Raw genomic sequence first — 25,124 nt, 5'->3', positions numbered from 1 at the left:
TTTGACCGATGACTGTTGGTTGTTGGTTGTTGGTTGTTGGTTGTTGGTTGTTGGTTGTTGGTTGTTGGTTGTTGGTTGAAACTGCTAATCAATAAATTACAACCTATTTTAAAACATATTTTTTATTAATTGTTTATTCACTAAAAAAGGTTTTATCGAAAATAATTTTATTCTACAACCACTTAATCCTACTGTAAACTGTTACTGAATACTGCGACTGTTAACTGTGACTGCCTACTGAATACGGCCTACTTCCGTCTACTCATCTTCCTTTTTTAGAAAATAACGTATTTCTAACGGCTCTTCCTCCACCCCATCTTCAGGTAAACTTTCTATAAAATTTCCGTTTTCGTCGAAGTGTTTTAAAAACGGATCATCGTCTTCGTTATAATGTTCTTCTTCCCAAGCGAACTTTTTAGGTTTTGCTATTTCTTTTTTAAATAATAAAGCAAACAATAATCCGGTAATTAATCCGGCTAAATGGCCTTCCCAGGAAATACTATTATCTACCGGCATAGTATACCAAATCATGCTTCCGTATAGAAAAACAACCAAAAGCGACAAGGCTATTAATCTGTAATATTTAGCAAAAATGCCTTTAAAAAAAGTAAAACTAACTAATACATAAATTAATCCGCTTGCGCCAATATGATAAGAGGGTCTACCAATACACCACGTTAAGAAACCTGATAACAGAATGCCATAAAAAAGCACTTTCCATGCGATTTGTCTGTAGAAATAAAACAAGGCTGTAGATAAAACCAACAGCGGTATGGTGTTGTGATAAATATGATCGATACCACCATGAATAAATGGACTAAACAACACGCCTCGCAACCCTTTTAATGTTTGTGGGTAAACGCCATATTTACTAAAATTATACCCAAACCTAACCTCGGCCCAAAAAACAATCCAGATGGTGAGAACAAAAAATACAGGGTAAGCAATTACGCCTGTTGAGAATTTAAATTGTTGCGATTTATTCATTGCTGTTAAAATAGCAAAAAAGTATCCAAGTTTGGTTTATGTGCTAAATTGGCAGGTATGCCCGCGTGAGCGATTGCAGTGGAAAGCCCACAGCGCAGCGAGGACTTGCAACGGAAAGCGCGACCCGTAATTATATGAAGGGGCACGCCCAAAACCTAAAAATTTCTGTAATTTTACATTTATGAATGCAAACGAGCCTTTAGCGGAACGATTACGACCAAAAACCTTGGAAGATTATGTAAGCCAAGAGCATTTGGTGGGTAAAAATGGTACGCTTACACAGCATATTAAACAGGGTTTAATTCCGTCGATGATTTTTTGGGGACCTCCTGGTATTGGTAAAACGACTTTGGCTAATATTATTGCAAACCAATCTGGTAGACCGTTTTATACGTTAAGCGCCATTAGTTCTGGTGTTAAGGATGTTCGTGAGGTTATTGATAAGGCCAAAAACAGCGGTGGCTTGTTTACTACCAAAAACCCTATTTTATTTATTGACGAAATACATAGGTTTAGTAAATCTCAACAAGACTCGCTATTACAAGCTGTAGAGAAAGGCTGGGTTACACTGATTGGTGCCACTACCGAAAACCCGAGTTTTGAGGTTATTTCGGCATTACTTTCGCGCTGTCAAGTGTATATTTTAAATGCTTTTGATAAAGATGATTTAGAAACGCTTTTAAAGCGGGCTATTTCTGAAGATGAATACATATCGAAAAAAAATATAACATTAAAAGAAACTAAAGCATTATTGCGACTTTCTGGTGGCGATGCCAGAAAACTGCTTAATATATTTGAGCTAATTGTGAATTCGTTTGATACGGACGATGTGGTTATTACCGATGACGTAGTTTTGCAAAAAGTACAAAACAATACGGTGCGCTATGATAAAACTGGCGAACAGCATTACGATATTATTTCGGCATTTATTAAATCGATTCGCGGTAGCGACCCAAATGGGGCAGTGTATTGGCTTGCTCGCATGATTGAAGGTGGCGAAGATGTAAAGTTTATTGCCCGCCGTATGCTTATTGCTGCTAGTGAAGATATTGGTAATGCCAACCCTACAGCTTTGGTTATTGCAAACAACACGTTTCAAGCGGTAACCACCATTGGCTACCCAGAATCGCGTATTATTTTAAGTCAGTGCGCTACTTATTTGGCCTGTTCGCCTAAAAGCAATGCGGCTTATGCTGCAATTGGTAAAGCCCAGCAATTGGTTAAACAAACTGGTGATTTAAGTGTGCCTCTAGAAATAAGAAATGCCCCAACTAAACTTATGAAAGATTTGGGCTATAGCGATAATTACAAATACGCACATAACTATGAAAACAATTTTGCAAAACAAGAGTTTTTGCCTGATGAAATTAAAAACACCAAACTTTACGACCCCGGAAATAATGCTCGTGAAAATGGGCATCGTAGTTTTTTAAAGGAACGATGGAAGGATAAGTACGGGTATTAGTTTGTTTGTTGTTTCTTGTTTCTTGTTTCTTGTTTCTTGTTTCTTGTTTCTTGTTTCTTGTTTCTTGTTTCTTGTTTCTTGTTTCTTGTTTCTTGTTTCTTGTTTCTTGTTTCTTGTTTCTTGTTTCTTGTTTCTTAAAAACTAAAACTTATGGAATTATTATAGTGCTATTAGAGAAATATTTTATTAACAAAAGAATAAATCATCTAACAATACATACACAGAAATTCAAGACGCAACAATTGCCTAATGCCCTAATGCCTACTAAACACTAAAAGCCTAAAATTTAATATTTAGCTCCTTTTGCTGTACGCCAGCATCGGTATTGTACTCGTAAATCCATTTATTGTCTTGTTTGTAAATAACCGAATCTTCGCCTTCTACTAAAAACAAATCTTTACGACCTGTTTTTTTTATTTTGAAAACTACTTTTGGAGTGCTGTCTACTAATTGAAAACCTGTTGGTGTTTCTTGAGCATACAATATTTGAGCTTTAGCAGGTAAGCTTTTTGCAACTGGTGCTACTTTTTTTGGTTGGGACTCGATTGGTTTTTCTGCCTTCGCTGAAGCTTCTTTCTCTTTTTTAAGTACTTCTAGTTCCTGCTTTAACCGTGCCACTTCTTTTTCATTGTTAGCCGTGGCTATTTCTTCTTTTTTTACCTTTGGTGTTGGCGCACTAACCACTTTTTTTGGCTCGTATTTATGATTTAAGATCGCTATAGATTTAAAAGCATCTCTTAAAGCCTCATGATAAGCTAATTTATATTCTTTTTCGCGGCTCTCACCTATCTGCGAAGTAAACACCACCGCTCCATTACAATCTTTTAATTGCACAGACAACTTGGTTTTAAACATACCTGAATCTTTTAAAACATCTGAGCTTAAAGCTAAACAACGATTAAAAGCCATCTCTTCTGGATAATTTTCACCTTCTAAAACAGCTTCGAAGCCATATTTTTCGAATAAAAATTTAGTTAACGAATTTAATTGGTATTGATCTGCTTCTTTTAAGAAATCGTATTTATTTTGAACTACAACATATTTGTAGTTATTTAAGTTTTTTTGTGAATAACCAACAGAACAAAGAAGTAAACTTACTCCTAAAAAAAATAATTTAATTTTCATTTTTATTAAATATATAATTAATACCAAATTGTAAAGATACACTTCGTGCATCATAAATATTCTTAAAATTAAGCAAATTATCGGCCATTGCATAAATATTTAATCCATAGATATTCGTAGAAATCCCCAAACCTAAATTATAAAAGGAATAACTATCTATGGTATAAGTAGCTTTGGCATCGAGCCCGTTAAACAAACGTCGGTAATAATAAGCAGATAATGCAAACTGAGGTGATTTTGGTCTTTTTATTGCATACAGATGCGCACCAACACGATTTATATAGCCTCCATTTTCTTGTAAGCAATCGCAATCTTTAAGGCGTTTTTTTCCAAACGCATAATTTAAAGAAGCATTTAACTTTACAGGTCTTAATGTAGTGTAACGTGTGGTGGTGGTATCAACTTTAAACAATTCTTCAATTTCTTCTTCAATTTCACTCCAGTAACTATCTGCGGTTTCTCCATCGGTTTCTGGAAATAACGGATCAATACCTTCGTAAACATAAGTGCCGTTAAGCTCGTAATTTTCAACATCCTTTTTATGCGAAATAAAACCAATATCGACTAAAGACCCGTCGACATGCCATTGTTTATCAATTTGGTAAGTAAACCCTAAATCGAGACCTAAACCTAAATTTCCTCCAAAAAGCAACCTTTTTTGCAAGGTTGAAATATCTTCACTAAAATTAGAGTTATCATCATTAATTAAACTAGCAATACCAGAGGTTTGCACCGCCATATCTAAATTAAAAGTATGAGACAATAAATTATTATCACCAACTCTCGTTACAATAGAACCCTTGTTCGCTGTAGAAGAAACATTGGCTATACTAGAGTAAATTTTACCGCGAATGCCATAAGTGAATTTATCGTTAACTTTTTTATTGAAACCTAAATGTAGTACAGAAATTAATTCTGATTTAAAACTTAAATCACCTACATTAAAAACTCTATTCGTATTACCAACATTACCTTCGTAAGCTAAAATAGCATAGTCTCTTGGTATATATGAGATAAAATCGGTTTCTTGATACCAACCAAAACTTATGTATTTATCTTTATTAAAACTCGGACCGTAAGCAAACCCTCCTGAAAAGAGTTCTAATTGCTGAGTTGCCGTAAAAAAATCTTTACTTGTTGTACCGTAAATAGCTGTCCTTAATTTCGTATTAAAATCTATATTGTTATCTATAAATAAATCGTACACCGTTACTTTTGAAGTACCAACGTTTAAATGAAAATGAGACAATAACGGTATACCAACATGCCCATTTTGATTTACATTGGCTCCAGGATTAAGCAGTAAATTTTGAGGAATATCTGGAAAACCATATAATAATTGCTTGTTTTGCGAAAAGCAAAACACGCTTATAAAACTTACTAACCACAAAATATTCTTCATTTTAACTTTCTATATTAAAATAAAATATTCCTTTTGATTTGAGAGAAATAGCGCCTTGAGTTTCACTGTTTAATGCCTCACCTGGTAGCATAGAAATAACAAACTCTAATATGGATGTATTTTTTATAATGTTTAAATCATCATTTTCGAAAGTGGCAATATGTGGCGAAGTTTCTAAACTTGAAAAGCTATAGGTATATAAATAATTTCCTGTTTCGGTATAAAAATTAACTGCATATTGAAATTCTCTGGGTAAAGTGTTTTCCGTTTCAAAATGCAAATCAACTTTTGTAACATTATCATTAATAAACTGATCGTTGAAAATATCGACTTCAATAAAATCGGTTTCTGTGGTTACCACTTCCTGCCCATTTACTAAAAAATCGTTTACATCGGCTTGGGAGTAAACAAGGCTTAACTCTACGGTTGGTGAAATTTGAATTTGGTTTGCTTGGTTAAAATCCACCTCTTCTGTACAAGATGTTAACAAAATAATACCAATAAAAAAGGGAATGATTTTAAACATAAATACGATTAATTTAAATATATAAACTACTTAAAACTTGGTTTATTGTTAATTATAGAAATTGCTTTAGTTCAATTAAATTATTGACTCTATTAAGATTATTTCGTTGATTTATATCTGCTTTATTAAAATAAATAGCTTCCATACCAACAGCTTGTGCTCCTAAAATGTCTGCTTCAAAATTATCGCCAATCATAACACTTTGTTGCCCATTACAATTTGCTATTTGCATGGCATAATTAAAAATTTTAGGATCGGGTTTTTTAACTCCAACAGTCTCAGAGTTTGTAACTGTTTTAAAAAAATTATGAATGTTAGAATTCACTAGTTTTTTTTGCTGAACCTTATCGAATCCGTTAGTAATAATGTGTAAAGTATAATGGGTTTGTAAATATTTTAATATTTCGAATGTATTCTCAAAAAGGTAATTAAAACTAGATAGATAGGTAATATAATCTTCTGATAATTTATAAATTGTTTTAGCTTCAACAGAATAATTAACAGCCTTAAAAGCATCATTTAACCTACCAAAACGCAAGGCTTCTTTTTCTACTTTCCCTTCTCGAAAAAGCTTCCAATAATGTTCATTTATTGGAACATATTCTGTTATAAAAGCATCAAAACTTACTGTAATTTGATTTGTTTTGAATATTTTTTGAAATGTAAGTGCCGAGTTTTTATCGAAATCCCATAGTGTGTGATCTAAATCGAAAAACACATCAGTTATACCCTTAAGCTTCATTAGCTGAATCTAATATTAAATTGAACAATTCTTTAAACCCTCGCCATCGTGGTTCGTCTGTAAATGTATAATTATGAAAAACAGCAACAAACTCTCCATTTACTTGCTTTACTTCGTTTATAATTTGATTTAACACCTGTTTTTTATCTAATAAAGATTTATGTTTTAAAAGTGCATAATCCATAAGATGGTAGGCGTTAATTAACAAAGGTGTTTGTATTTCGTAATCTAAATCGTAAAACAAAAATGGCGTACATGTTCCTGCTCTAAACCCTATGGTATTTACGTATCCCATAGTATAATCTTCATTAATTTCTAACTCAATTAAATTGCGATAAGATTCTGGAAGATTAAGTTTAGAAAAAGATTGTCGCGATGCTTGTAAAGCCGTGTTTAGTATATCTTCCATTCTTAACTTTTCTTTCTTTAAAAGTCGTAAATCGTTTAATGCAAAATACGATACTTTTATACCTACTAAACAATAATCGGCCACATGCTTTATTAGAGAAACAAATTTTTTATTGTTCACGCTTATACTTTTGTCGAACGTAGAATAATCACCTAACAAAAAAAAGAATTGAAACTTATATTTTGAATACCGTTGCCTGTTAATTATATACTTAAAGGTATCGAACGGGTCGTGCCTAAAACCAATTAAAACCGCAAACCTTTCGTATAAACTTTTAAACCTAAAATGAAGTAAATCTCGTATAGTTCCACCAATTGTTCTAACAATTCCCTTTGCCATATAATTATACGCAGTTGGCACATCAATTACTGGTTTTATTCTATATTTTCGTTCTAAAAAGTTATAATCTGCAAATTGCTCTTGCAAGGCGTTTTTAAACTTATAAGCCCAAATATCTATTACAGGTTGTTGCAAAAAACCCGAATTAAAAGCTAAACTTTCGCTTGACGGAAAACGCCCATAAGCGTCTTTAACATGAGGTAAATACTCTTCGTAACGCGATAATAAATAAAACGAAGCTGCGAAAATATCGAAAGGTAGGGCACTTTTTTCTCCGTTAGGAAAAAAACATTTAGTGTTTTCCCAGTCTTGCACATTTATTTCTACATCGCTTAAGCCTTGCTCGAATAAAATGTCATGACTTTTTATAAAAAACTCATTACTTAATGGCTGCTTGGTATAAGACATTTTTAAGCTGTCGTGCGCAATAAAATCTTCTATTTTTGTAGTAAAACTAACTTGAACCTTTAAAATACGCGTACACACATGTTTAAAAACATATTTTAATCGTGGCGTAATTTTATGAGTGTAAACTAAAAGCATTAAATTAATTCTAGGTTAAAAATAACAAATTAAACCGTTTTAATTTGCTTTTAAGGTTAAGGTTAGTTTGCTAATTATAGGTTATAAAATGGCTTCGTCGGCAAAACTAAAATAGGCTTTTTCGGTTATAATAACATGATCTAGCACTTTTATATCTAAACTTTGTGCTGCCACTTTAAGTTTGGCGGTAATTTGTTTATCGGCACTGCTTGGTTTTAAAGTTCCTGATGGATGATTATGAGATAAAATTAAACTCGTAGCTCCAACTTCGAGCGCTTGCTTTAACACCAATCGAACATCTACAAGTGTTCCTGTTATACCGCCTTTACTAAGTTGATTTTTTTGAATTACTTTATTAGAATTGTTTAAATAAATTATCCAAAACTCTTCATGTTGTAATTCGCCAATTATGGGTTGCATCATTTCGAAAACCGAATGGCTTGATGTAATTTGTTTTTTTTGAAGTGCCTCTTCTCCGCGACGACGACGTCCTAACTCCAAAGCTGCAGAAATACTTACAGCTTTTGCCTCTCCAATACCTTTAAAAGCCATGAGTTGTTTTATTGAAAGTTTTCCTAACTCGCTTAAATTATTATTTACACTGGCTAAAATACGCTTACACAAGGCCACGGCACTTTCTTCACGATTGCCGCTACCAATTAAAATGGCTACTAATTCGGCATCGCTTAACGCACCTTTACCTTTATGCAGTAATTTTTCGCGTGGTTGATCGTCTTGACTCCAATTTTTTATGGAAAACGAAGTTGATTTTTCTTGCATTTTATAAATATATAAATTGTAACTTTAGAAATAAAAATTCTGTAGTATGAAATCTATATTTAGCCCTGACGCAAAACAAGAATTAGAGACTCGAATTAACAATTTAACCGATAATAATAGTGCACTTTGGGGTAAAATGAATGTTGGGCAAATGGTTTGGCATTGCCAAGGTCCATTAGATATAATGCTACAAAATAAAACCTTTGGAATGACTTCAAGTTGGATTGCTAAGTTGTTTTTTAAAAAATCTTTTTACAACGATAAACCATGGCGAAAAAATTTACCAACAGCAAAATTTTTAAAGACCACTGAAACCAAACATTTAAAAGAGGAAAAAGCAAAATTATTAGCCTTAATAAACCAAGTACATAGCCAACGTAACAAAACCGAATGGGCACCGCATCCGGCTTTTGGATATTTTACAAACGAACAGTGGGGACAACTACAATATAAACACCTCGATCATCATTTACGACAATTTGGAGCTTAAAAATAGTTTAAACAGACAGCGGTTTTATGTTGTTTTTACAATATTTATAAAGCACATTATATAATTTTTCAGGCGCAAATGGTTTGCCAACAAAATCATTCATTTTATAAGCTTTGGTTTTGGTTTTTATATCGCTTTGTGCAAATGCCGTTAAAGCAACAATAGGAATGGTTGCTTTTACGCGATCGGATAAATTTCGAATGGCTTTTGTTGTTTCATAACCATTTAAAACGGGCATTTGTAAATCCATTAACACAACATCAAAGTCGAAATCAGGTTTACTAAAATAGGCTAATGCTTCTTTGCCGTTATTTGCAACTTCAAAAATAACCTCCCATTTTTTAAAGAATCTTTTTAAAATGAGAACATTCATTTTATTGTCTTCGGTAATTAAAACTTTTAAATTTAAGGGGGCAAAATCGGTTTTTGGCTTAATTAATTCCGGCTTGTAAACCGATAATCTATTACTTGCTTTATAGGTAATTTTAAACGAAAACACCGATCCTTTTCCAAGTTCGCTTTCAACACTTAAATCGCTTTTTTGCAGGTTTAAAAGTCTTTTACAAATTGCTAACCCTAAACCCGTGCCTCCGTATTTTAAAGATGTTTCTTTAGTGGCCTGCATAAAACTATCAAAAATTGTTTCTTGAACATTTTTAGAAATACCAATGCCTGTATCTTTTACTTTAAATTGAAGATCAATCTTATTTTCTGATACACCTAAATTATTTACACATAAAATAATACTTCCTTTTTTTGTAAATTTTAAAGAATTGCTCAATAAATTCTTAACTACCTGGGCTAATTTTAACTCGTCACCAATTACAAAATCAGGTACCCCATTTTGCTTTACAACACTAAAAACAACACCTTTTTTCTTAGCTCGTAAACCAAAATGCGACTGAATATTTTCTAGAAAATACGATAGATTAAAAGTTTTCTCAACCAAATCTACTTTTCCGGACTCAATTTTATTAAAATCTAATAAATCATTTATTAAACCTAGTAAATGTTCTCCCGAATATTTTAGTGCTTTTAAATTTTCTTCTTGCTCTGGCATGTAATCTTCCATGAGCATAATATTGGTTAAACCCGTAACAGCGTTTAGTGGGGTTCGAATTTCGTGAGACATGGTTGATAAAAAATCATCCTTTGCCTCATTTGCTTTTTGAAGTTCTATCTCGGTTTGTTTTAAATCGGTAACGTCTATTATTGTACCTATATAACCAACTTCTTCTCCAAAATCATCCTTTATTAGGTTAGATTTTACTTCGAACCAAAATAATTTTTCGTCTTTTTTAAACTTAAAAATAAATTCTTTTGATGCAGATTTAGTGTACAAAAGCGTTTTTTCTAAGTTTCCAATCTTATCTATATCTTCTTCAATTAAAAACTCGCGAAAACTTTTACCTATTGAGCTTTCTACGGTGTAGCCAGTATATTTTCTCCAGGCATCATTTAAAAAGGTAAAATTACCTTTTAAATCCGTTTCAAAAATTACTCCACCAACATTAGCAACAATATTTTCCAGTTGTGTTTTTGTTTGGTCTCTCTCTTTTTTTAGCTTTTGGTTTGCTTTAAAAAGTTCTTCGGAGCTTTTATCTAAAACATGTTCTACATATTTTATGTCCTCGTCATAATTTATATAGGCCTCATTAATTAGATTTAAAAACTTTAAAAATCGTTCATCCTTAAATTCGGTTAAATCCGCTTTTTTAAGCTGTCTTATTAGTAGTCTATGTTGGTTATTTTTTAACATTCTGTTATGGTTGTAATAGTCATAGTTTGGTTATGTAATTCGCAAGTAGATAAATTTTTAAAAGGCCCTATCTCTCCAAAAGCATAAAATCCAGTCATACAAGTATTTTCTCCAAGTATGTCGCTAACAACCTCAACCTCCTCTTCTACAAGTTGTTTTAAAAAGTTTTTTCTACCTACACAACTAAATAAAATAGCAAGCTCTGTTTTATCGGTTAATTTTGCCGCAATAGCCGAAGCTTCAGCCCCATTAATCAATCTATCTACAGTAACTTTTAATAGTCGTACAGAGGCATTGTTGTATATATTTCCTCCTAAAATTAAACTTTGATCATCCTCATTCACTCCTGTAATAGCGCGCACTGTACGAGTCTCGCTATTACCATTTCTCATACTAAATGAAAAAGTTAAATCTGGCTTTTTTAAAAACGCATTTAGTTTATCGCCCAAAAACTTTTTATACATGGTTAAGGCCGGAACTCCATCAATTTCGTACAGGATGTTTTTATTAAATTTTGTAACTAAACGCTCAACTCCAAAACTACCCCAGCCTCCTTGAGAACCATTTCCTATTTTTAAACGATCTCCATAAAATCCAATACCAACAACCGTTTTAGCAACAATATCATCGTCATTAATTACAAAATTTTTATTATCCTCCATATTAGTCGAGGCCAAACCTCCAGATACACTCACGTTATGAAGTTTCTTTTTTAAACCAACAACTAAATCAGATCCATTTATATTAATACCATCGCTAAAAACAATAACATGTTTTAAATCTTTGTTATAAAGTTTTTTTCCAATTTCCTCACCTGCATTTTCACTACCACATATACTATCTATTTTAACCGCAACTTTTTTTATTGTCGAATTATCAAATTTAATGGCTGTTACACACATATCTCTATTACTTACTGAAACACCACTAATGCTTGCAACAGTAGAGCAACCAGCAATTAAAGCATCAGGATAACTTGCTTTTAAAAATTGAACTACAGACTCTTTACTCTCAAATGAATTTGCTACAAAACATAAGAATACTTGAGGATTAAAATTAATCGAGCTTAATTTAGTTTTCCAGTTATTTTCAGACAATAATAGTTGGTCTACTTTCATAATAGATAATCAAAACTGTTGCAATATAGCTTTTTATCGTGAAAAAATTACACTTTAACCGATTTTTTTCATACAAACATCTGTAATTTTAATAATTTACTTATAAAATAGTCGATAAAACTTTAACAAAATTTAATATTAATTAACGCAATATTAAAAGTATTACTATTAAATTTGTAATGTATACCATTATTATTTTTTAATGATAGATTTACTGGAAAGTTTTAAAATTGAGGTGCCCGAAGGCATATTTATAAAAGACCCTGAAACTTCTAATTTAGGAAAACGCATTGTAAAACATAGTATTTTACTAATTGATGAACTTGGGTTTGAGCAGTTCACTTTTAAAAAACTTGGCGCTGCTATAAATTCTAACGAGAGCTCTATTTACAGGTATTTCGAGAGCAAACACCATTTACTTATGTATTTAACTTCATGGTATTGGGTTTGGATAGAATACCAACTCGTGTTAGAAACTTTTGCGTTAAAAAACCCAGAAAAAAAATTAAAAAAAAGTATTGCTGTTTTAACTCGCACCACCAAGGAGGACAGCAATTTCGAACATATTAATGAGGTTTTACTTAATAAAATTGTAATTAACGAAAATGCCAAAGTGTATTTAACACACGAGGTAGATAACGAAAACGAAGAAGGTTTTTTTATGCCTTACAAACGTGTAGTTAAACGCTTTGCTTCATTAATTTCAGATTTTAACACCACTTATAAATACCCATTAAGTTTAGCAAACACCATTATTGAAGGCGCCTTACAACAGCACTTCTTTAAAAATCATTTTAAAAATATTACCAACTGTAACGAAAAGACATCTGTAACTAAGTTTTATACAAACTTAATCTTTAACACGTTAAAGCATGAAAAATAACAGCGTACTATCACCCTGGAAACGCTTTTTAGGTTTAATACAATTAGAAAAGAAAGACATTTTTAAGGTTGCCAATTTCGCTATTTTCGAAGGTGTTTTGGCCTTAACTTTACCATTAGGTATTCAGGCTATTATTACCCTATTACAAGGCGGACAAGTATCTACCTCATGGATAGTTTTAGTAATATTGGTAACCACAGGCGTTGCTTTTACAGGTATTTTAAAACTAATTCAAATACGAATTATTGAGAATATACAACAACGTATTTTTACCAGAGCGTCTTTTGAATTAGCTTACAGGTTTCCAAAAATTAAAATGAACGAAATGCGAAACTACTATTTACCAGAACTGGCGAATCGTTTTTTCGATACCTTAAGTATTCAAAAAGGACTATCTAAAATTTTAATTGATATTCCTTCGGCGTTTATTCAAATTATTTTCGCATTAATTCTATTAGCTTTTTATCACCCATTTTTTATTCTTTTTGGTTTACTACTAATAGGTTTAATTTTTATTGTTTTTAAATATACCGCACAAAAAGGTTTAGATACGAGTTTACAAGAATCGAAATACAAATACAAAGTAGCACACTGGCTAGAGGAAATTGCACGAACCGTTATAAGCTTTAAACTTTCGGGTAAAACTAAATTGGCTTTAACAAAAACAGACGATTTAGTTTATGATTATGTAGATTCTCGTGAAAAACACTTCCGTATTTTAGTGCTTCAGTTTAAACAAATGATAGGCTTTAAAGTGGTTGTTACTGCCGGACTACTTCTTGTTGGTGGTTATTTAGTGTTGCATCAACAAATGAATATTGGACAATTTGTCGCTGCCGAAATCATCATCTTATTAATTATTGCATCTGTTGAAAAACTTATTTTAGGCTTAGAATCGTTTTACGATGTATTAACTGCCATAGAAAAACTTGGACAAGTAGTAGATAAATCAATTGAAAAACAATCTGGCGAAGAAGTATCTGAAAATAAACCAATTACCATAGAACTAAATAATGCCGATTATCGTGTAGAAAACAGAAAGAAACCTATTTTAGAAGATATTTCGTTTACTATAGAACCTAAAGATCGCATTTTAATACAAGGAGAAAGTGGCTCTGGAAAATCGACATTATTACAGTTAATTTCTGGCGTTTTAACCCCAACCGATGGCCATATATTTATTAATAATTTATCCTTAGAAAGCTTACATATTAATAAATACCGGTCGCATTTAGGCATGGTTATGTCTGAAGAAACACCTTTCGAGGGAACCATTAGAGAAAACTTAACCTTTGGTAATAAAGAAATATCGGACGACGACATTTTTGAAGTATTAGAACGCGTTGGTTTAACAAACTTTTTAAAACAACAACCAAAGGGGCTTAACACCCTTTTAAACCCTGAAGGCAAACAAATACCTTATTTTATTTCGGCTAAAATATTATTAGCTAGAGCAATATTAAAAAAGCCTAAAGTTTTAATACTTGAAGAACCATTAAAACAGTTTAACATAGAAGAATCTGAAAAAATATTCAGTTTTATTTGCGAACCATCAAACCCTTGGAGTGTTATTGTAGTAAGTAATCTTAATTTCTGGAAACGTATGTGTAACAAGCATATAACTTTAGAAGATGGTCGAATTATTAAATCGTAAAACTTATGCTTAATATATCTACAAATAAAGTTTCAAATTTTCTCGATTTACATAGTTATAAATCTGGAAAAGCCACGTTGCATACCAATCAGCATAAATTATTTAGGCGCTTACTTATTGTAAGTTCTGTTTTGGTGCTTATTATTTTACTTTTACCATGGACTCAAAACATTACCAGTAAAGGCTACGTTACGACGTTAAAACCAAATCAGCGTCCGCAAACATTACAATCCCCTATTCCGGGTCGTATTGATGAATGGCTTGTGCAAGAAGGCGATTACGTTAAAAAAGGCGATACTATTATTAAAATATCCGAAATAAAAAGTGATTATTTCGATGAGCAACTAACCCAACGCACCAGCGACCAAATTCGGGTAAAATCTGCTTCTGTAGACTCTTATAATTCAAAAGTTGACGCCTTGCGCAATCAATATTCAGCCTTAAAACAAGAACAAAAATTAAAGTTAGAACAAGCAAAAAACAAATTACTTCAATCTAAATTAAAAGTAACAACAGATAGTATTGATTTAGAAGCGGTAAAAATTAAAGCTACTATTGCACAAACACAATTTGAACGAACGGTTAATCTACAAGAAGAAGGCCTAAAAGCCGTGAAAGATGTAGAGGAGTTTCGAAACAAATTACAAGAAGCCAATGCTAAATTAATTTCACAACAAAACAAATTATTAGCCTCTAAAAACGAAGTTATTAATGCAGAGCTAAGCGTTTCTACCATTGTTACCTCTTACAACGATAAATTAGCCAAGGCGCAAAGCGATTTATACACCGCACAATCGAGTGCTCTAGATACCGAAGCACAGGTATCTAAACTGGAAAATAGTTTAGCAAATTATACGAAACGAAACAGCTTGCAGTATATTACCGCCCCACAGGATGGCTACATAAACAAAGCCATAAAATCTGGTATTGGCGAAACCTTTAAAGAAGGCGAACCACTTGTTGGTATTATGCCTGCCAACTACGATTTGGCTGTAGAAATGTATGTAAAGCCAATGGATTTACCACTATTGCATTTAGGCGAACACGTGCAAGTACAATTCGATGGTTGGCCTGCTATTGTTTTTAGTGGTTGGCCAAACGTATCTTACGGAACCTATGGCGCCGTTATTGTTGCGATTGAAAACTTTGCTAACAGCCAAGGTTTATATCGTGTTTTAATAACTCGTGACCCAGATTACGAACCTTGGCCACAAGCCTTAAGAGTTGGTTCTGGTGCGCAAACCATAGCCTTGCTTGAAGATGTGCCAATTTGGTACGAAATTTGGCGACAAATAAATGGTTTCCCTCCAAACTTTTACACCCCTTTTGGACATGAAGCTTCAAAAAATAGTGACGCTAAAAAAGAAAAATAATCATTTTAAAATGATACAAATGATGTTTAAAAACACCTCCGTTTTTCTTCTTAAAACACTAAGTTTAATAGTATTCTTTAGTTCTGTGTTTATTTCTGAAGCACAAATAACTAACGATAGTATTTTTACTTTAGAAGAATATTTAGGTATTGTTAAGCAATTTCATCCTATTGCAAAACAAGCACGTCTTATCTCCAGCGAAGGTGAAGCCAAATTGCTTAAAGCACGTGGCGCATTCGATCCTAAAGTTCAAGTCGATTTTAACAACAAAGAATTTAAAGGCACCGAATATTACAACAAATTAAACGCTGCTTTTAAAATACCAACTTGGTATGGTATTGAGCTTAAAGCAAATTACGAAGATAATGAAGGTTACTATTTAAACCCCGAAGCCACGGTTCCAGAAGATGGTTTGTATAGCGTGGGTGTATCTATGTCGTTAGCTAAAGGTTTTTTGGCCAATAAGCGCATGACCACCTTAAAACAAGCTAAACTTTATAAAAATATTGCCATTAACAAACAACGTTCTGTTGTAAACGAAGTACTTTACAACGCGATTTCAACCTACTTTAATTGGCTAAAATCGTATCAAGAATTTAAAGTTTATAACGATTATTTAGCAAATGCCAACCAGCGCTTAAACAACGTTATCTCAAGTTTTGAAGCGGGCGACAAACCCGCAGTAGATACGCTTGAAGCAAGTATAAATTACAAGAACAGAGCACTTGATGTAGAAAAATCGCGTATTAAATATTTAAAGTCTCAATTAGAACTTTCTAATTATTTGTGGTTAGAAAACAATGTGCCGGTTGAACTAGATTACAGTTTAAAACCCGATGAAAATTCTCCTATTAAAATTGATGCTGTTTTAAACAGTAGTATTTTAGAAGTTACTGATAGTATTTTAGAAAACCACCCAAAAATAAAAGCCTTAGAGTTTAAACAAAAACAACTGGTACTTGAAAAACGTTTAAAAACCAGCAATCTACTCCCTAAAATTGATGTACAATACAACTTTTTAACTAGCGATTACGAGCAAATAAACGCCTTAAACACTGCCAATTACAAAGCCGGCATCAATGTAGGCATACCCTTATTTTTACGAAAAGAGCGCGGCGATTTAAAACTTGCAAAGATTAAATTACAAGATATAAATTTCGATTTATCGGCTACACGTGTAAGTTTACTAAACAAAATAAATGCGGTACAACAAGAAATTAACTCCTACGAAACCCAAAATGGTATTGTAGAAAACTTAGTTAATGACTACAAAAAACTAGTTATTGCCGAAGAAAAAAAGTTTCAATTAGGTGAAGGCTCACTTTTTTTAATAAACTATCGCGAAGCCAAACTTATTGAAACCGAACTTAAACGTATTGATGTTATAAATAAGGTTTTAAACACAAAAGCTAATTTTGCTCAGATTTTAAATACCATTGAAAATTAAAATAAGAACACTTTTAAAGCAAAAAATTAACTAACTTTATCATTCCTAAGAATTTAGCAAACGTTTTTTAGTCCTCCTTTGGAGGCAAAACCAAGTTATAATTCGATATGAAAATTTTAGATACCATTTTAAGTTTAGATTTAAACTATTTAATAATTGCCTTATTAGCTCTATTCTTCACTTTAGAAATTTCAAGATAAAAAAAAACAGTCTTTTTTATATCTTTTAAAAAGCCCCTTAATAAATATTAAAAAAAATAATCCTTAAAAAATTTATATTCTAATTAAAATAACATTTAGTTGACTAGCCAAAAAATTAATAGAATTATAAAACAAATTATTCCGTTTGGTGTTATATGGCTCCTATTTGGTATTATATTTTTGGTAATAGAACATGCTGCTACTAAAGACTTCCATTACAGCACTAATGGCGCTATAAAACTTAATTTCAAAATTGTCCTGTTTGCATTACCCGCCGTTACCATGGTTGGTTTTATTATTGGGTTAATCGAACTGCTTTTTATAAACAATTTGTTTACCAAAAAAAGTTTCTTTTTTAAAGTTATTGGAAAGCTCATTTTATACGCCCTTTTTCTTTTCGTAATAATATGCATAACCTACCCAATTGCAGCCAGCATAGAATTAAAAACAACTGTTTTAAGCACTGAAGTTTGGACAAAATTTTTAGACTTTTTAAACAGCATTACTTTTTTTAGCACTGCTTTTCAAATGGCAGTCTCACTTATTTTTACCTTATTTTACTACGAAATAAGCGAAAAAGTTGGCGCTAATGCCTTCTGGAATTTTATTATTGGCAAATACCATAAACCTAAAAACGAACTTAGAGTTTTTATGTTTCTCGATATGAAATCCTCTACTGCAATTGCCGAAAAAATTGGACACAAACAATATTTTAAATTTTTAAAATGGTATTACAACATAATTTCTGAAGGTGTTATAAAATATTCTGGTGAGATTTACCAATATGTTGGAGACGAGATGGTAGTTTCTTGGAAAGTTTCCCTTGCTAAAAATAATGAAAATTGCATTAAATGCTTTTTTAAAATGAAAGATGATTTATTGGAGCAAAAACAATTATTTATTAACGAATTTAAAGACTTCCCTAAATTTAAAGCAGGCATTCACGTTGGTGAAGTTACTACCGGGGAAATTGGAAAAATAAAGAAAGACATTATTTTTACTGGAGACACATTAAACACAACCGCAAGAATACAAAGTTTATGTAATGACTTTTCTGTAGATTTATTGGTATCGGAACCACTATTAAAAATTTTAGAATTAGGCCCTGAGTTTTCTCCCAAATTTATAGCGCATCAAAAATTAAGAGGAAAAGAAAACCCTGTAAAACTTTACACTATTACAGAAAACACTAATTGAAATTACTAAAACTGGTGAATACTAATTTTTAAACGCTTTTTAAAAAACAAATCTAATCGATAGATTTTGTAAAAAATTTCTACTAAATTCGTTTAACGTCTGATATAATTCATTTTAAGGATGTTGTATTATTTAAGTTGTGTACCATTAAAGAAAATAACCAAAATATGAGTTCAAAATCTGATGCTTCCACTAAAATATTAGGGTTTAAATATCAAGAAATGGTTGCTTTAAAAGAATGCTTTGAAGCAAAAGATGGTACAAAAATCTATTTAGAATGTTTGGGTGATATTTCAGACGGAGAGACATCAACAGAAGTTAAACATTCGATTAAAGATGACAAAAAATTAATTGACACACATCCTGACTTCTGGAAAACTCTTTCCAATATAATTACAGAATACGATACTTTCCGTTTTTATGACAGATTCATACTTCATACTACAGCAGAAATAAAAACAGGCTCAATATTTGAAAAGTGGAAAGAATTAAAGAAAACCGATAAAAAAAAGAAAATATTAGCTGTAACATCAAATGATACAATTAAAGCGTATTACAATAATATAAAAGCATTTGATAAAAAAGAGTTAGAAAACCTTCTTGAAAAATTTGAAATAAAAGCAAATCAAGAATCAGCAAAAGAATATTATAAAGATATTTTATTAGAACATCCAGCAGTTACAAATCATATAGAACCAAAAAACAGAGAGGAATATATATGTTTTCTATTTGGTTATATTTCTCTTCAACTAATTAATTCAACAGATTACATTTGGGAAATTGTAATAGACTCTTTCCGAGAAAATTCAAGATCGTTTGCTAATAGATACAAAATTGATGATTTGAATTTTCCAATTTCAAAGGCTACATCTGACGATTCAACAAAAATTAATTTTCATTTTGTAAACGAGTTAAATAATATCCAATATCAAAAGAAAATAGGAAAAGCAATGGATAATTATTTAAAAGCTTCTGAGAGTCAAAGAAAAATGATTGAAGCAAGAACTAGTTTATCAGAAAACCTTGACAACTATGATGAAGTTATCAAAGATGTTGTTTTAGAGCTTAAAGATAGTCACTTAGACCAACTAACTGACAAGTGCGACACCAATGAAAAATCAAGGCGCTTTTTTGATGATAGTATTAGTCAAATTTCTTCAAAAACAACTATCGAGGGAATAAGAAACATAAGACCTTATTACCCCAAAGGTCGTTTATTACATAATGTAGAAATTAAAACAATTGATATTAACCTAAAATTAGAAGATGAGAGCAAGTGATATTGAAAGGTTAGTATTTTCACCATTTCATACTAGTAAGATTTTACATCACTTTTTAAGTGGTGCAAAATCAGTTAATTCAAAATGTATAAAGACTGAATTAGTATATCTTGTATTGCCATTTATTTACAATAATCAAATTCAAAGTAAACTAAAAACTCGAAACGCAAATTCTAAATTCAATGCTTTTATTGTAAACCCAGATTTTGATATTTTCATTAGCTCTCTGAATCAAAGAATAAATGACTATCGAAAAACTACAAATACCGCTATTATTATTCTTGCTAATGAAATCGATTTAGATATAAATGAATTTTTGATTCCAAGGACTAAAATTCACTACAGAGAAGAAAAAGATATTTACTTAAAGCCTATTTATAAATCAGCGTATAATTTAGGAGTTATTTTAGGAAAAGAACAGTATTTATCGGTATTTAAAAAACTTAGAATTACAGAAATATGAGTACAACTATAAAACAAATAGCCATTTTTAATGATACAGGGAATAAGCGTCACATTCCTTTCAATGATGGTCTAAACATCATAACTGGCGATTCTAAAACTGGTAAAAGTGCACTTATCGAAATAATTGACTATTGTTTATTTTCATCAAGGTCTAGTGTTCCTGTTGGTAAGATAACTGATTTTGCAAAGTTATTTGTAGTTGTTTATAAAGTAAATGAGTTCTACATTGTTATAGGTCGTCCTGCACCAAGTACAGGGAATATGAAAAGTGCTTATCTAAAGATTGAAACCGATTATAAAACAATTGAAGATATTAAGTATGATTATTTTAATGACGTATCATTAAAACCAATTAAGAATGATGTTCAAACTGAATTTGAAGAAATACTGGGTTTGTCATTTAAAAATTTTGAATCCGAATATAATGAATGGAAAACAGGAAAGTTATCTATTAGAGATGCAGTATCCTTTTTATTTCAACACCAAAACTTAATTGCAAATAAACACTCATTATTCTATAGATTTGATGACATAGCGAAACGTAAAAGAGTTATTCAAGCTTTACCAGTTTTATTAGGTATAGTTGATAGTGAATATTATCAATTGGTGAAACTAATTAAAGAAACTGAAAGAAAAATAACAGCTGAAGAAAAAGTTTTAGCTCGTATTCAAGAAAAAAAGTCGAACCAAATAGATAATATTAGAGACCAAATACAAATTTACTATACAATGTTAGACCTTACTCTAGAGGAAGGTCTTTCATTACGTGAATTAAAAAAGATAGGTCTTAATCTGCCTGCTCCTCCAAAAATACTCACAGACCAAACAAAATCATTTACTAAACTAGCTCAATTAGAAAATGAAAGAGAAGTGCTCTATGTTGAGAAAAATGAAATTGAAAATGCTATTGCCAGTCTTCTATCAAATTCAGAAGATAGTTTAGGTTATGCAAAACATCTAAAAGAAACCAATGCAAAGCAAAAGTATAATACTTCAATTGATGAATTAGCTTGCCCTCTTTGTGATAATTCAGTTTCGCATATCAGTGAAAATATAAATAAGTTAAATGAATCAAAAAATAAACTAATAGAAGAACTAACTAAAGTAAATACATTTTCAAAAGACAGTACACAGATAATTGAGAATTTTAGAAAAGACCTAAGGGATATAAAAGGAAAAATAAAATCAATTTCCAAGAATATTGAAATACTCACAAAAGAAAATGTTGATGTAGAAAAAATAAAAGGAAAACGAGAGTTAATAATACACCAAAAAGGTGTGTTAGAAACGACAATTAAACATCTTTTAGAATCTAACGATTTATCTAAGTTCAATAGTGATTTAAATGCGTTAAAAGAACAATTAGAAGAGTACAAAAAAAGAATATCAAAATATAAGAATATCAAGCAATTCAAAGTAGAAACTGAACTATTTATAAAAGAACAAATGGATAGAATTGCAAGCAAATTAGATTTTGAAGAAGAACTTAAACCTATTGATTTTCACTTTAATATTGATGATTTTAGTTTTTATCATAAACACAAATCAGATAAAATAAGATTATATGAAATGGGAAGTGGAGCAAATTGGTTAGCCTGTCATCTTTCTTTGTTTTTATCTTTCTTGCATTTATCTTGTAGCAATTCTGAATCTATAATTCCGACATTTTTAATGATCGATCAACCAAGCCAAGTTTATTTTCCAAGAACAGCTAAAAAGAATGAATTAGACTCTGAAGACGCAGAAGAATATGATGAAAACATTAAACAGGTAATCAACATATTTACTGTTTTAAATGAAGAAATTCAATTAATACATAAAAACACAAAAGTTAAACCTCAAATTATAGTATTAGAACACGCTAAGGAAGATAATTTTGAGAAATATATAATACGAGATTGGGTAAAAAGTGAAGGCGGTGGTTTAATATAAAAACGGTCTGCAAAAATCATACACAAACCCATAAAACAAAACCACCCAATCCCACGGTTAAACTTATTTAAACCCAAGCTTTTTATCATCCAACATCAGATGAGGAATCCATAAAAGCAAAACCTCACCTTGTAAACTCCTGAATCAAGTTCAGGATAACAAAATCAGTTAATTAATTTTTTAACCACATCAAAATCTAGCCCGCCATAATTACCAGAACTCATTAAAAGAAGTGATTTGTTATCGAAATCCTGTGAGAATAAATAGTTTTTAAAATCGTCTGGGTTGGTGTAAATTATTAAATCGTCGCGTTTAAAAGCATCGGCTATTTGTTGTTCGCTAACAGCTTCTAACTTTTTAATTTCAACGGCATGCGGACTGTAAAATACCACAGCCACATCGGCAGCATCGAGCGCGCCATTATATTCTTTTAAAAATTCAGCATTTAAACTGCTGTAAGTATGCAACTCTAAACAAGCAACCAAAGTACGGTTAGCATATTGCTCTTTTACAGCTTTTGTGGTTGCAGCGACTTTGCTTGGCGAATGGGCAAAATCTTTATAAGCCACACTAGTACTACTTTCGGCTATTTTCTCTAAACGTTTACTAGCGCCTTTAAAAGTTGAAATGGCTTCGTAAAAATCGTCTTCATCAATACCCATGTGTTGGCAAATCCATTTGGCACCAGCTAAATTATTAAGGTTGTGTTTACCAAAAACTTCTATTGGCATTGGGCCTTCGGGAGTTTCTAATAAAGTTTCACCGTCTTCAACGGTATATTCTGGAGTTTGGTAAGCTATTTTGCGTATAGGGTTTTCGCTAGTTTCTACAACACGCTTTACTTCTTCGTCTTCTTCGTTGTAGTTTATACTGCCTCCTAACACAATAGAATCGACAAATATTTTAAACTGCTCTACGTAATTCTCATAGGTTGGAAACACGTTTATATGATCCCAAGCAATACCGCTTAATAAGGCAATATTAGGTTTGTATAAATGAAATTTTGGTCGGCGGTCTATAGGTGAGCTTAAATACTCGTCGCCTTCCAGCACTATAAAGTCGTTTTCTTCGGTGAGTTTTACCATAACATCGAAGCCTTCTAGTTGCGCGCCTACCATAAAATCGACATCGCGATCGTGATAATGCATAACGTGCAAAATCATAGAAGTTATAGTTGTTTTACCATGGCTACCACCAATTACAACACGTGTTTTATTTTTAGATTGCTCGTATAAAAACTCTGGATAACTGTAAATTTTAAGCCCTAATTCCTGCGCCTTTAAAAGCTCTGGATTATCGGCTTTGGCATGCATTCCTAAAACAATGGCATCTAAATTTTCGGAGATTTTTTCTGGAAACCAACCAAATGCGTCTGGCAGCAATCCTTTGGCATCTAACCTAGATTTTGATGGATCGAAAATAACATCGTCGCTACCTGTAACTTGGTAACCTTTGTTATGTAATGCAATGGCTAAATTGTGCATTGCTGCACCGCCTATGGCTATAAAATGTACATTCATAAAGCAAATATCTGTTTATAAGCTTAAATCTCAAAGTTTATGCTTTTATTTTTTAAAAGCATTGGTGGCTTCTATGTTTTTGGATAACCTGAGTTCGATATAAAACCCGTAAAAGAATATCCGAAAATGCTATAAAAAAAAATACTTGTCACCTTGAGCGTAGTCGAAAGGTCTTAAAACTATCTTATATTAATTTGGTTTCGACTGCGCTCAACCTGACAAAAAATATTGTTTTTAATTTTAAACTAATAAAAGTGAGGCTAAATAAAACTTACCTTAGGTTATAAAAACTAGCCATTGGTGTAGCGCGTTAGGGATTGTAGCGGCATCCTTTTTTTTGTCACTTCGAGTGTTTTACGAAGTATGAGTAAAATGTATCGAGAAGCAAAAAAAGACCTGCCTGCCAGCAGGCAGGTATAGAGAAACATTTATGTTCATGAATTCAAAAATATAGAATAAAGCACCATGAATAAAAGCCCGACCACGAAAATTCGGGGGAACGCCCATAATTTACATATTTAAAACCTTCTGTTTATGTGTTTTAAACGGCTCTATTTTTGGCAGTTCGTTTAATGCTAAATTAATGTACTTTAATGCTTGTTCTTTATTTTTTTTGTGATAGTGAATTTGCGCCAAACGATAGTTGGCCCAAGCTTTTGGAACACCATCTTTTGAGCTATAATTTTCCAGATAAATAATAAGGCATTTTTCGCCTTTATCGAGCTCTACGTTGTACTCGGCCGCCACTTTACCTATTTGATAATGCATAGCGTTGCGTTGATGTTTTTCGTGTGCTTCTTCAATGTTTTTTATAGCATGTCCTGGCTTATTTTTATTTTCGTAAAACTGGGTCAGCTTATCGAAACACACTAAAGAACCTCCTGTTTTTATTGCCATTTTATAGTATTTTTCGGCAAGTTCTGGTTCGTCGTCGTACTCGTACACATAACCTTTAGCTAAATAACCATCTACTTTCGAGAGGTTTTCTAACTCGTTAGCATATGTTAAAGCTGTGTTTGAACTACCACCAAAAACCAAAGGCAACTGCACGTATAATTCTACCAAGGCCCAACGCACATTTATGTGATCTTTATCAAGTTCTGCGGCAGTAATAAATGCTTTTTTTATATCGCCAATAAAGCCAATGGCCTTAAACTTATTTTGTAAAGCCTTCATGCCCAAAGCACCACCATATTTATAATGATAATTGGCTTCTTTAGGTTTAAAATTTACTAATTTCTTGTATATTGATATAGCATTATCCCAACGTTCTTGGTAACCATACGCATCGCCAAGATACTCCAAAGCTTCTAAATTTTCTGGGTTGCTTTTTATAAAATCGGTTAATACATTTTCGGCTTTTTTATATTGCTTATTTTTAAAATAAGCGTCCATTTCGGCGGTATTTATTTGACCAAATACACTAACTGGAATCAATAAAAACACTAAAATCCTTTTCATAATAACTTCGTCGGCGGTTTTTTATTA

Annotated in this window: 21 protein-coding genes; 10 read left to right on the top strand and 11 right to left on the bottom strand. The window is 31.8% G+C overall.

Translation table 11 applies throughout. The features are described from left to right. Positions 1-258: 258 nt before the first annotated feature. Complete coding sequence (locus LG651_RS05690; protein ID WP_226695189.1) at positions 259-987, bottom strand: rhomboid family intramembrane serine protease; 729 nt, start codon at positions 985-987, stop codon at positions 259-261. A 181-nt stretch (positions 988-1,168) separates the two neighbouring features. Here LG651_RS05690 and LG651_RS05685 point away from each other — a divergent pair, with 181 nt between their 5' ends. Continuing rightward, the gene (locus LG651_RS05685) at positions 1,169-2,452 is read left to right on the top strand and encodes a replication-associated recombination protein A (RefSeq protein WP_226695188.1); all 1,284 of its coding nucleotides are present in this window, start codon (positions 1,169-1,171) and stop codon (positions 2,450-2,452) included. 279 nt (positions 2,453-2,731) lie between these two features. On the opposite strand, the gene LG651_RS05680 is transcribed toward LG651_RS05685, so the two are convergent. The 6 genes from LG651_RS05680 to radC all read right to left on the bottom strand — a co-directional run bounded on the left by LG651_RS05680 (position 2,732) and on the right by radC (position 8,318). Next, positions 2,732-3,577, bottom strand: coding sequence for a hypothetical protein (locus LG651_RS05680; RefSeq protein WP_226695187.1), 846 nt, complete (start codon positions 3,575-3,577; stop codon positions 2,732-2,734). Next, entirely contained in the window at positions 3,567-4,979 is a 1,413-nt protein-coding gene (locus LG651_RS05675; RefSeq protein ID WP_226695186.1) for a DUF5723 family protein, read from the bottom strand. The genes LG651_RS05680 and LG651_RS05675 overlap by 11 nt, the downstream gene beginning before the upstream one ends. A 1-nt stretch (position 4,980) precedes the next feature. After that, complete coding sequence (locus tag LG651_RS05670; protein WP_226695185.1) at positions 4,981-5,505, bottom strand: hypothetical protein; 525 nt, start codon at positions 5,503-5,505, stop codon at positions 4,981-4,983. Between the two features lie 52 nt (positions 5,506-5,557). Next, the gene (locus LG651_RS05665; protein ID WP_226695184.1) at positions 5,558-6,247 is read right to left on the bottom strand and encodes a YjjG family noncanonical pyrimidine nucleotidase; all 690 of its coding nucleotides are present in this window, start codon (positions 6,245-6,247) and stop codon (positions 5,558-5,560) included. Continuing rightward, positions 6,237-7,538, bottom strand: a complete 1,302-nt coding sequence (locus tag LG651_RS05660; protein WP_226695183.1) for a polysaccharide deacetylase family protein — start codon at positions 7,536-7,538, stop codon at positions 6,237-6,239. The genes LG651_RS05665 and LG651_RS05660 overlap by 11 nt, the downstream gene beginning before the upstream one ends. Positions 7,539-7,619: 81 nt before the next feature. After that, positions 7,620-8,318, bottom strand: a complete 699-nt coding sequence (gene radC, locus LG651_RS05655; protein WP_226695182.1) for a RadC family protein — start codon at positions 8,316-8,318, stop codon at positions 7,620-7,622. A gap of 46 nt (positions 8,319-8,364) precedes the next feature. On the opposite strand from radC, the gene LG651_RS05650 reads away from it, so the two are divergent. Further along, positions 8,365-8,808 (top strand): DUF1569 domain-containing protein, encoded by a 444-nt coding sequence (locus LG651_RS05650; RefSeq protein ID WP_226695181.1) that lies wholly within the window; start codon positions 8,365-8,367, stop codon positions 8,806-8,808. Positions 8,809-8,815: 7 nt separating this feature from the next. On the opposite strand, the gene LG651_RS05645 is transcribed toward LG651_RS05650, so the two are convergent. Continuing rightward, the gene (locus LG651_RS05645; RefSeq protein WP_226695180.1) at positions 8,816-10,567 is read right to left on the bottom strand and encodes an ATP-binding protein; all 1,752 of its coding nucleotides are present in this window, start codon (positions 10,565-10,567) and stop codon (positions 8,816-8,818) included. Then, positions 10,561-11,685, bottom strand: a complete 1,125-nt coding sequence (locus LG651_RS05640) for an FIST signal transduction protein (protein WP_226695179.1) — start codon at positions 11,683-11,685, stop codon at positions 10,561-10,563. Before LG651_RS05640 ends, LG651_RS05645 begins: the two co-directional genes overlap by 7 nt. 202 nt (positions 11,686-11,887) lie before the next feature. Between LG651_RS05640 and LG651_RS05635 the strand changes: the two genes are divergently transcribed. From LG651_RS05635 to LG651_RS05600, 8 genes are all read left to right on the top strand, one after another. Continuing rightward, entirely contained in the window at positions 11,888-12,568 is a 681-nt protein-coding gene (locus LG651_RS05635) for a TetR/AcrR family transcriptional regulator (RefSeq protein WP_226695178.1), read from the top strand. Beyond that, entirely contained in the window at positions 12,558-14,222 is a 1,665-nt protein-coding gene (locus LG651_RS05630) for a peptidase domain-containing ABC transporter (RefSeq protein WP_226695177.1), read from the top strand. The genes LG651_RS05635 and LG651_RS05630 overlap by 11 nt, the downstream gene beginning before the upstream one ends. A gap of 5 nt (positions 14,223-14,227) precedes the next feature. Continuing rightward, positions 14,228-15,595, top strand: coding sequence for an HlyD family secretion protein (locus LG651_RS05625; protein ID WP_226695176.1), 1,368 nt, complete (start codon positions 14,228-14,230; stop codon positions 15,593-15,595). Next, positions 15,555-17,042: a TolC family protein gene (locus tag LG651_RS05620; RefSeq protein ID WP_226695175.1), complete on the top strand. Its 1,488-nt coding sequence runs from the start codon at positions 15,555-15,557 to the stop codon at positions 17,040-17,042. Before LG651_RS05625 ends, LG651_RS05620 begins: the two co-directional genes overlap by 41 nt. A 299-nt stretch (positions 17,043-17,341) precedes the next feature. Next, positions 17,342-18,439, top strand: coding sequence for an adenylate/guanylate cyclase domain-containing protein (locus tag LG651_RS05615; protein WP_226695174.1), 1,098 nt, complete (start codon positions 17,342-17,344; stop codon positions 18,437-18,439). Positions 18,440-18,606: 167 nt separating this feature from the next. Beyond that, on the top strand, positions 18,607-19,719 hold the full coding sequence (locus tag LG651_RS05610) for a hypothetical protein (protein ID WP_226695173.1): 1,113 nt from the start codon (positions 18,607-18,609) through the stop codon (positions 19,717-19,719). Beyond that, entirely contained in the window at positions 19,706-20,182 is a 477-nt protein-coding gene (locus LG651_RS05605; protein ID WP_226695172.1) for a three component ABC system middle component, read from the top strand. The genes LG651_RS05610 and LG651_RS05605 overlap by 14 nt, the downstream gene beginning before the upstream one ends. Next, on the top strand, positions 20,179-22,116 hold the full coding sequence (locus LG651_RS05600) for a DUF3732 domain-containing protein (RefSeq protein ID WP_226695171.1): 1,938 nt from the start codon (positions 20,179-20,181) through the stop codon (positions 22,114-22,116). The genes LG651_RS05605 and LG651_RS05600 overlap by 4 nt, the downstream gene beginning before the upstream one ends. A gap of 164 nt (positions 22,117-22,280) precedes the next feature. On the opposite strand, the gene LG651_RS05595 is transcribed toward LG651_RS05600, so the two are convergent. Together LG651_RS05595 and LG651_RS05590 are read right to left on the bottom strand one after the other, a co-directional pair. Beyond that, entirely contained in the window at positions 22,281-23,636 is a 1,356-nt protein-coding gene (locus LG651_RS05595) for a UDP-N-acetylmuramate--L-alanine ligase (RefSeq protein WP_226695170.1), read from the bottom strand. 510 nt (positions 23,637-24,146) lie between these two features. Beyond that, positions 24,147-25,097, bottom strand: coding sequence for a tetratricopeptide repeat protein (locus LG651_RS05590; protein WP_226695169.1), 951 nt, complete (start codon positions 25,095-25,097; stop codon positions 24,147-24,149). Positions 25,098-25,124: the final 27 nt, after the last annotated feature.

This window comes from Neotamlana sargassicola, from assembly GCF_020523965.1.
In the GTDB taxonomy this organism is placed as follows: Bacteria; Bacteroidota; Bacteroidia; order Flavobacteriales; family Flavobacteriaceae; genus Neotamlana; species Neotamlana sargassicola.
The sequence above is the reverse complement of the archived record's forward strand: the minus strand, read 5'-3'. Positions and strand labels throughout refer to the sequence as shown.

What these genes read in the sequence shown, in the direction of transcription:
- LG651_RS05670 (WP_226695185.1), bottom strand. Translation starts at nt 5,505, where the DNA reads ATGTTTAAAATCATTCCCTTTTTTATTGGTATTATTTTGTTAACATCT.
- LG651_RS05605 (WP_226695172.1), top strand. Translation starts at nt 19,706, where the DNA reads ATGAGAGCAAGTGATATTGAAAGGTTAGTATTTTCACCATTTCATACT.
- LG651_RS05680 (WP_226695187.1), bottom strand. Translation starts at nt 3,577, where the DNA reads ATGAAAATTAAATTATTTTTTTTAGGAGTAAGTTTACTTCTTTGTTCT.
- LG651_RS05675 (WP_226695186.1), bottom strand. Translation starts at nt 4,979, where the DNA reads ATGAAGAATATTTTGTGGTTAGTAAGTTTTATAAGCGTGTTTTGCTTT.
- LG651_RS05690 (WP_226695189.1), bottom strand. Translation starts at nt 987, where the DNA reads ATGAATAAATCGCAACAATTTAAATTCTCAACAGGCGTAATTGCTTAC.
- LG651_RS05590 (WP_226695169.1), bottom strand. Translation starts at nt 25,097, where the DNA reads ATGAAAAGGATTTTAGTGTTTTTATTGATTCCAGTTAGTGTATTTGGT.
- LG651_RS05620 (WP_226695175.1), top strand. Translation starts at nt 15,555, where the DNA reads ATGAAGCTTCAAAAAATAGTGACGCTAAAAAAGAAAAATAATCATTTT.
- LG651_RS05660 (WP_226695183.1), bottom strand. Translation starts at nt 7,538, where the DNA reads ATGCTTTTAGTTTACACTCATAAAATTACGCCACGATTAAAATATGTT.
- LG651_RS05665 (WP_226695184.1), bottom strand. Translation starts at nt 6,247, where the DNA reads ATGAAGCTTAAGGGTATAACTGATGTGTTTTTCGATTTAGATCACACA.
- LG651_RS05635 (WP_226695178.1), top strand. Translation starts at nt 11,888, where the DNA reads ATGATAGATTTACTGGAAAGTTTTAAAATTGAGGTGCCCGAAGGCATA.
- LG651_RS05685 (WP_226695188.1), top strand. Translation starts at nt 1,169, where the DNA reads ATGAATGCAAACGAGCCTTTAGCGGAACGATTACGACCAAAAACCTTG.
- LG651_RS05625 (WP_226695176.1), top strand. Translation starts at nt 14,228, where the DNA reads ATGCTTAATATATCTACAAATAAAGTTTCAAATTTTCTCGATTTACAT.
- LG651_RS05595 (WP_226695170.1), bottom strand. Translation starts at nt 23,636, where the DNA reads ATGAATGTACATTTTATAGCCATAGGCGGTGCAGCAATGCACAATTTA.
- LG651_RS05645 (WP_226695180.1), bottom strand. Translation starts at nt 10,567, where the DNA reads ATGTTAAAAAATAACCAACATAGACTACTAATAAGACAGCTTAAAAAA.
- LG651_RS05610 (WP_226695173.1), top strand. Translation starts at nt 18,607, where the DNA reads ATGAGTTCAAAATCTGATGCTTCCACTAAAATATTAGGGTTTAAATAT.
- LG651_RS05630 (WP_226695177.1), top strand. Translation starts at nt 12,558, where the DNA reads ATGAAAAATAACAGCGTACTATCACCCTGGAAACGCTTTTTAGGTTTA.
- LG651_RS05650 (WP_226695181.1), top strand. Translation starts at nt 8,365, where the DNA reads ATGAAATCTATATTTAGCCCTGACGCAAAACAAGAATTAGAGACTCGA.
- LG651_RS05640 (WP_226695179.1), bottom strand. Translation starts at nt 11,685, where the DNA reads ATGAAAGTAGACCAACTATTATTGTCTGAAAATAACTGGAAAACTAAA.
- LG651_RS05600 (WP_226695171.1), top strand. Translation starts at nt 20,179, where the DNA reads ATGAGTACAACTATAAAACAAATAGCCATTTTTAATGATACAGGGAAT.
- radC (WP_226695182.1), bottom strand. Translation starts at nt 8,318, where the DNA reads ATGCAAGAAAAATCAACTTCGTTTTCCATAAAAAATTGGAGTCAAGAC.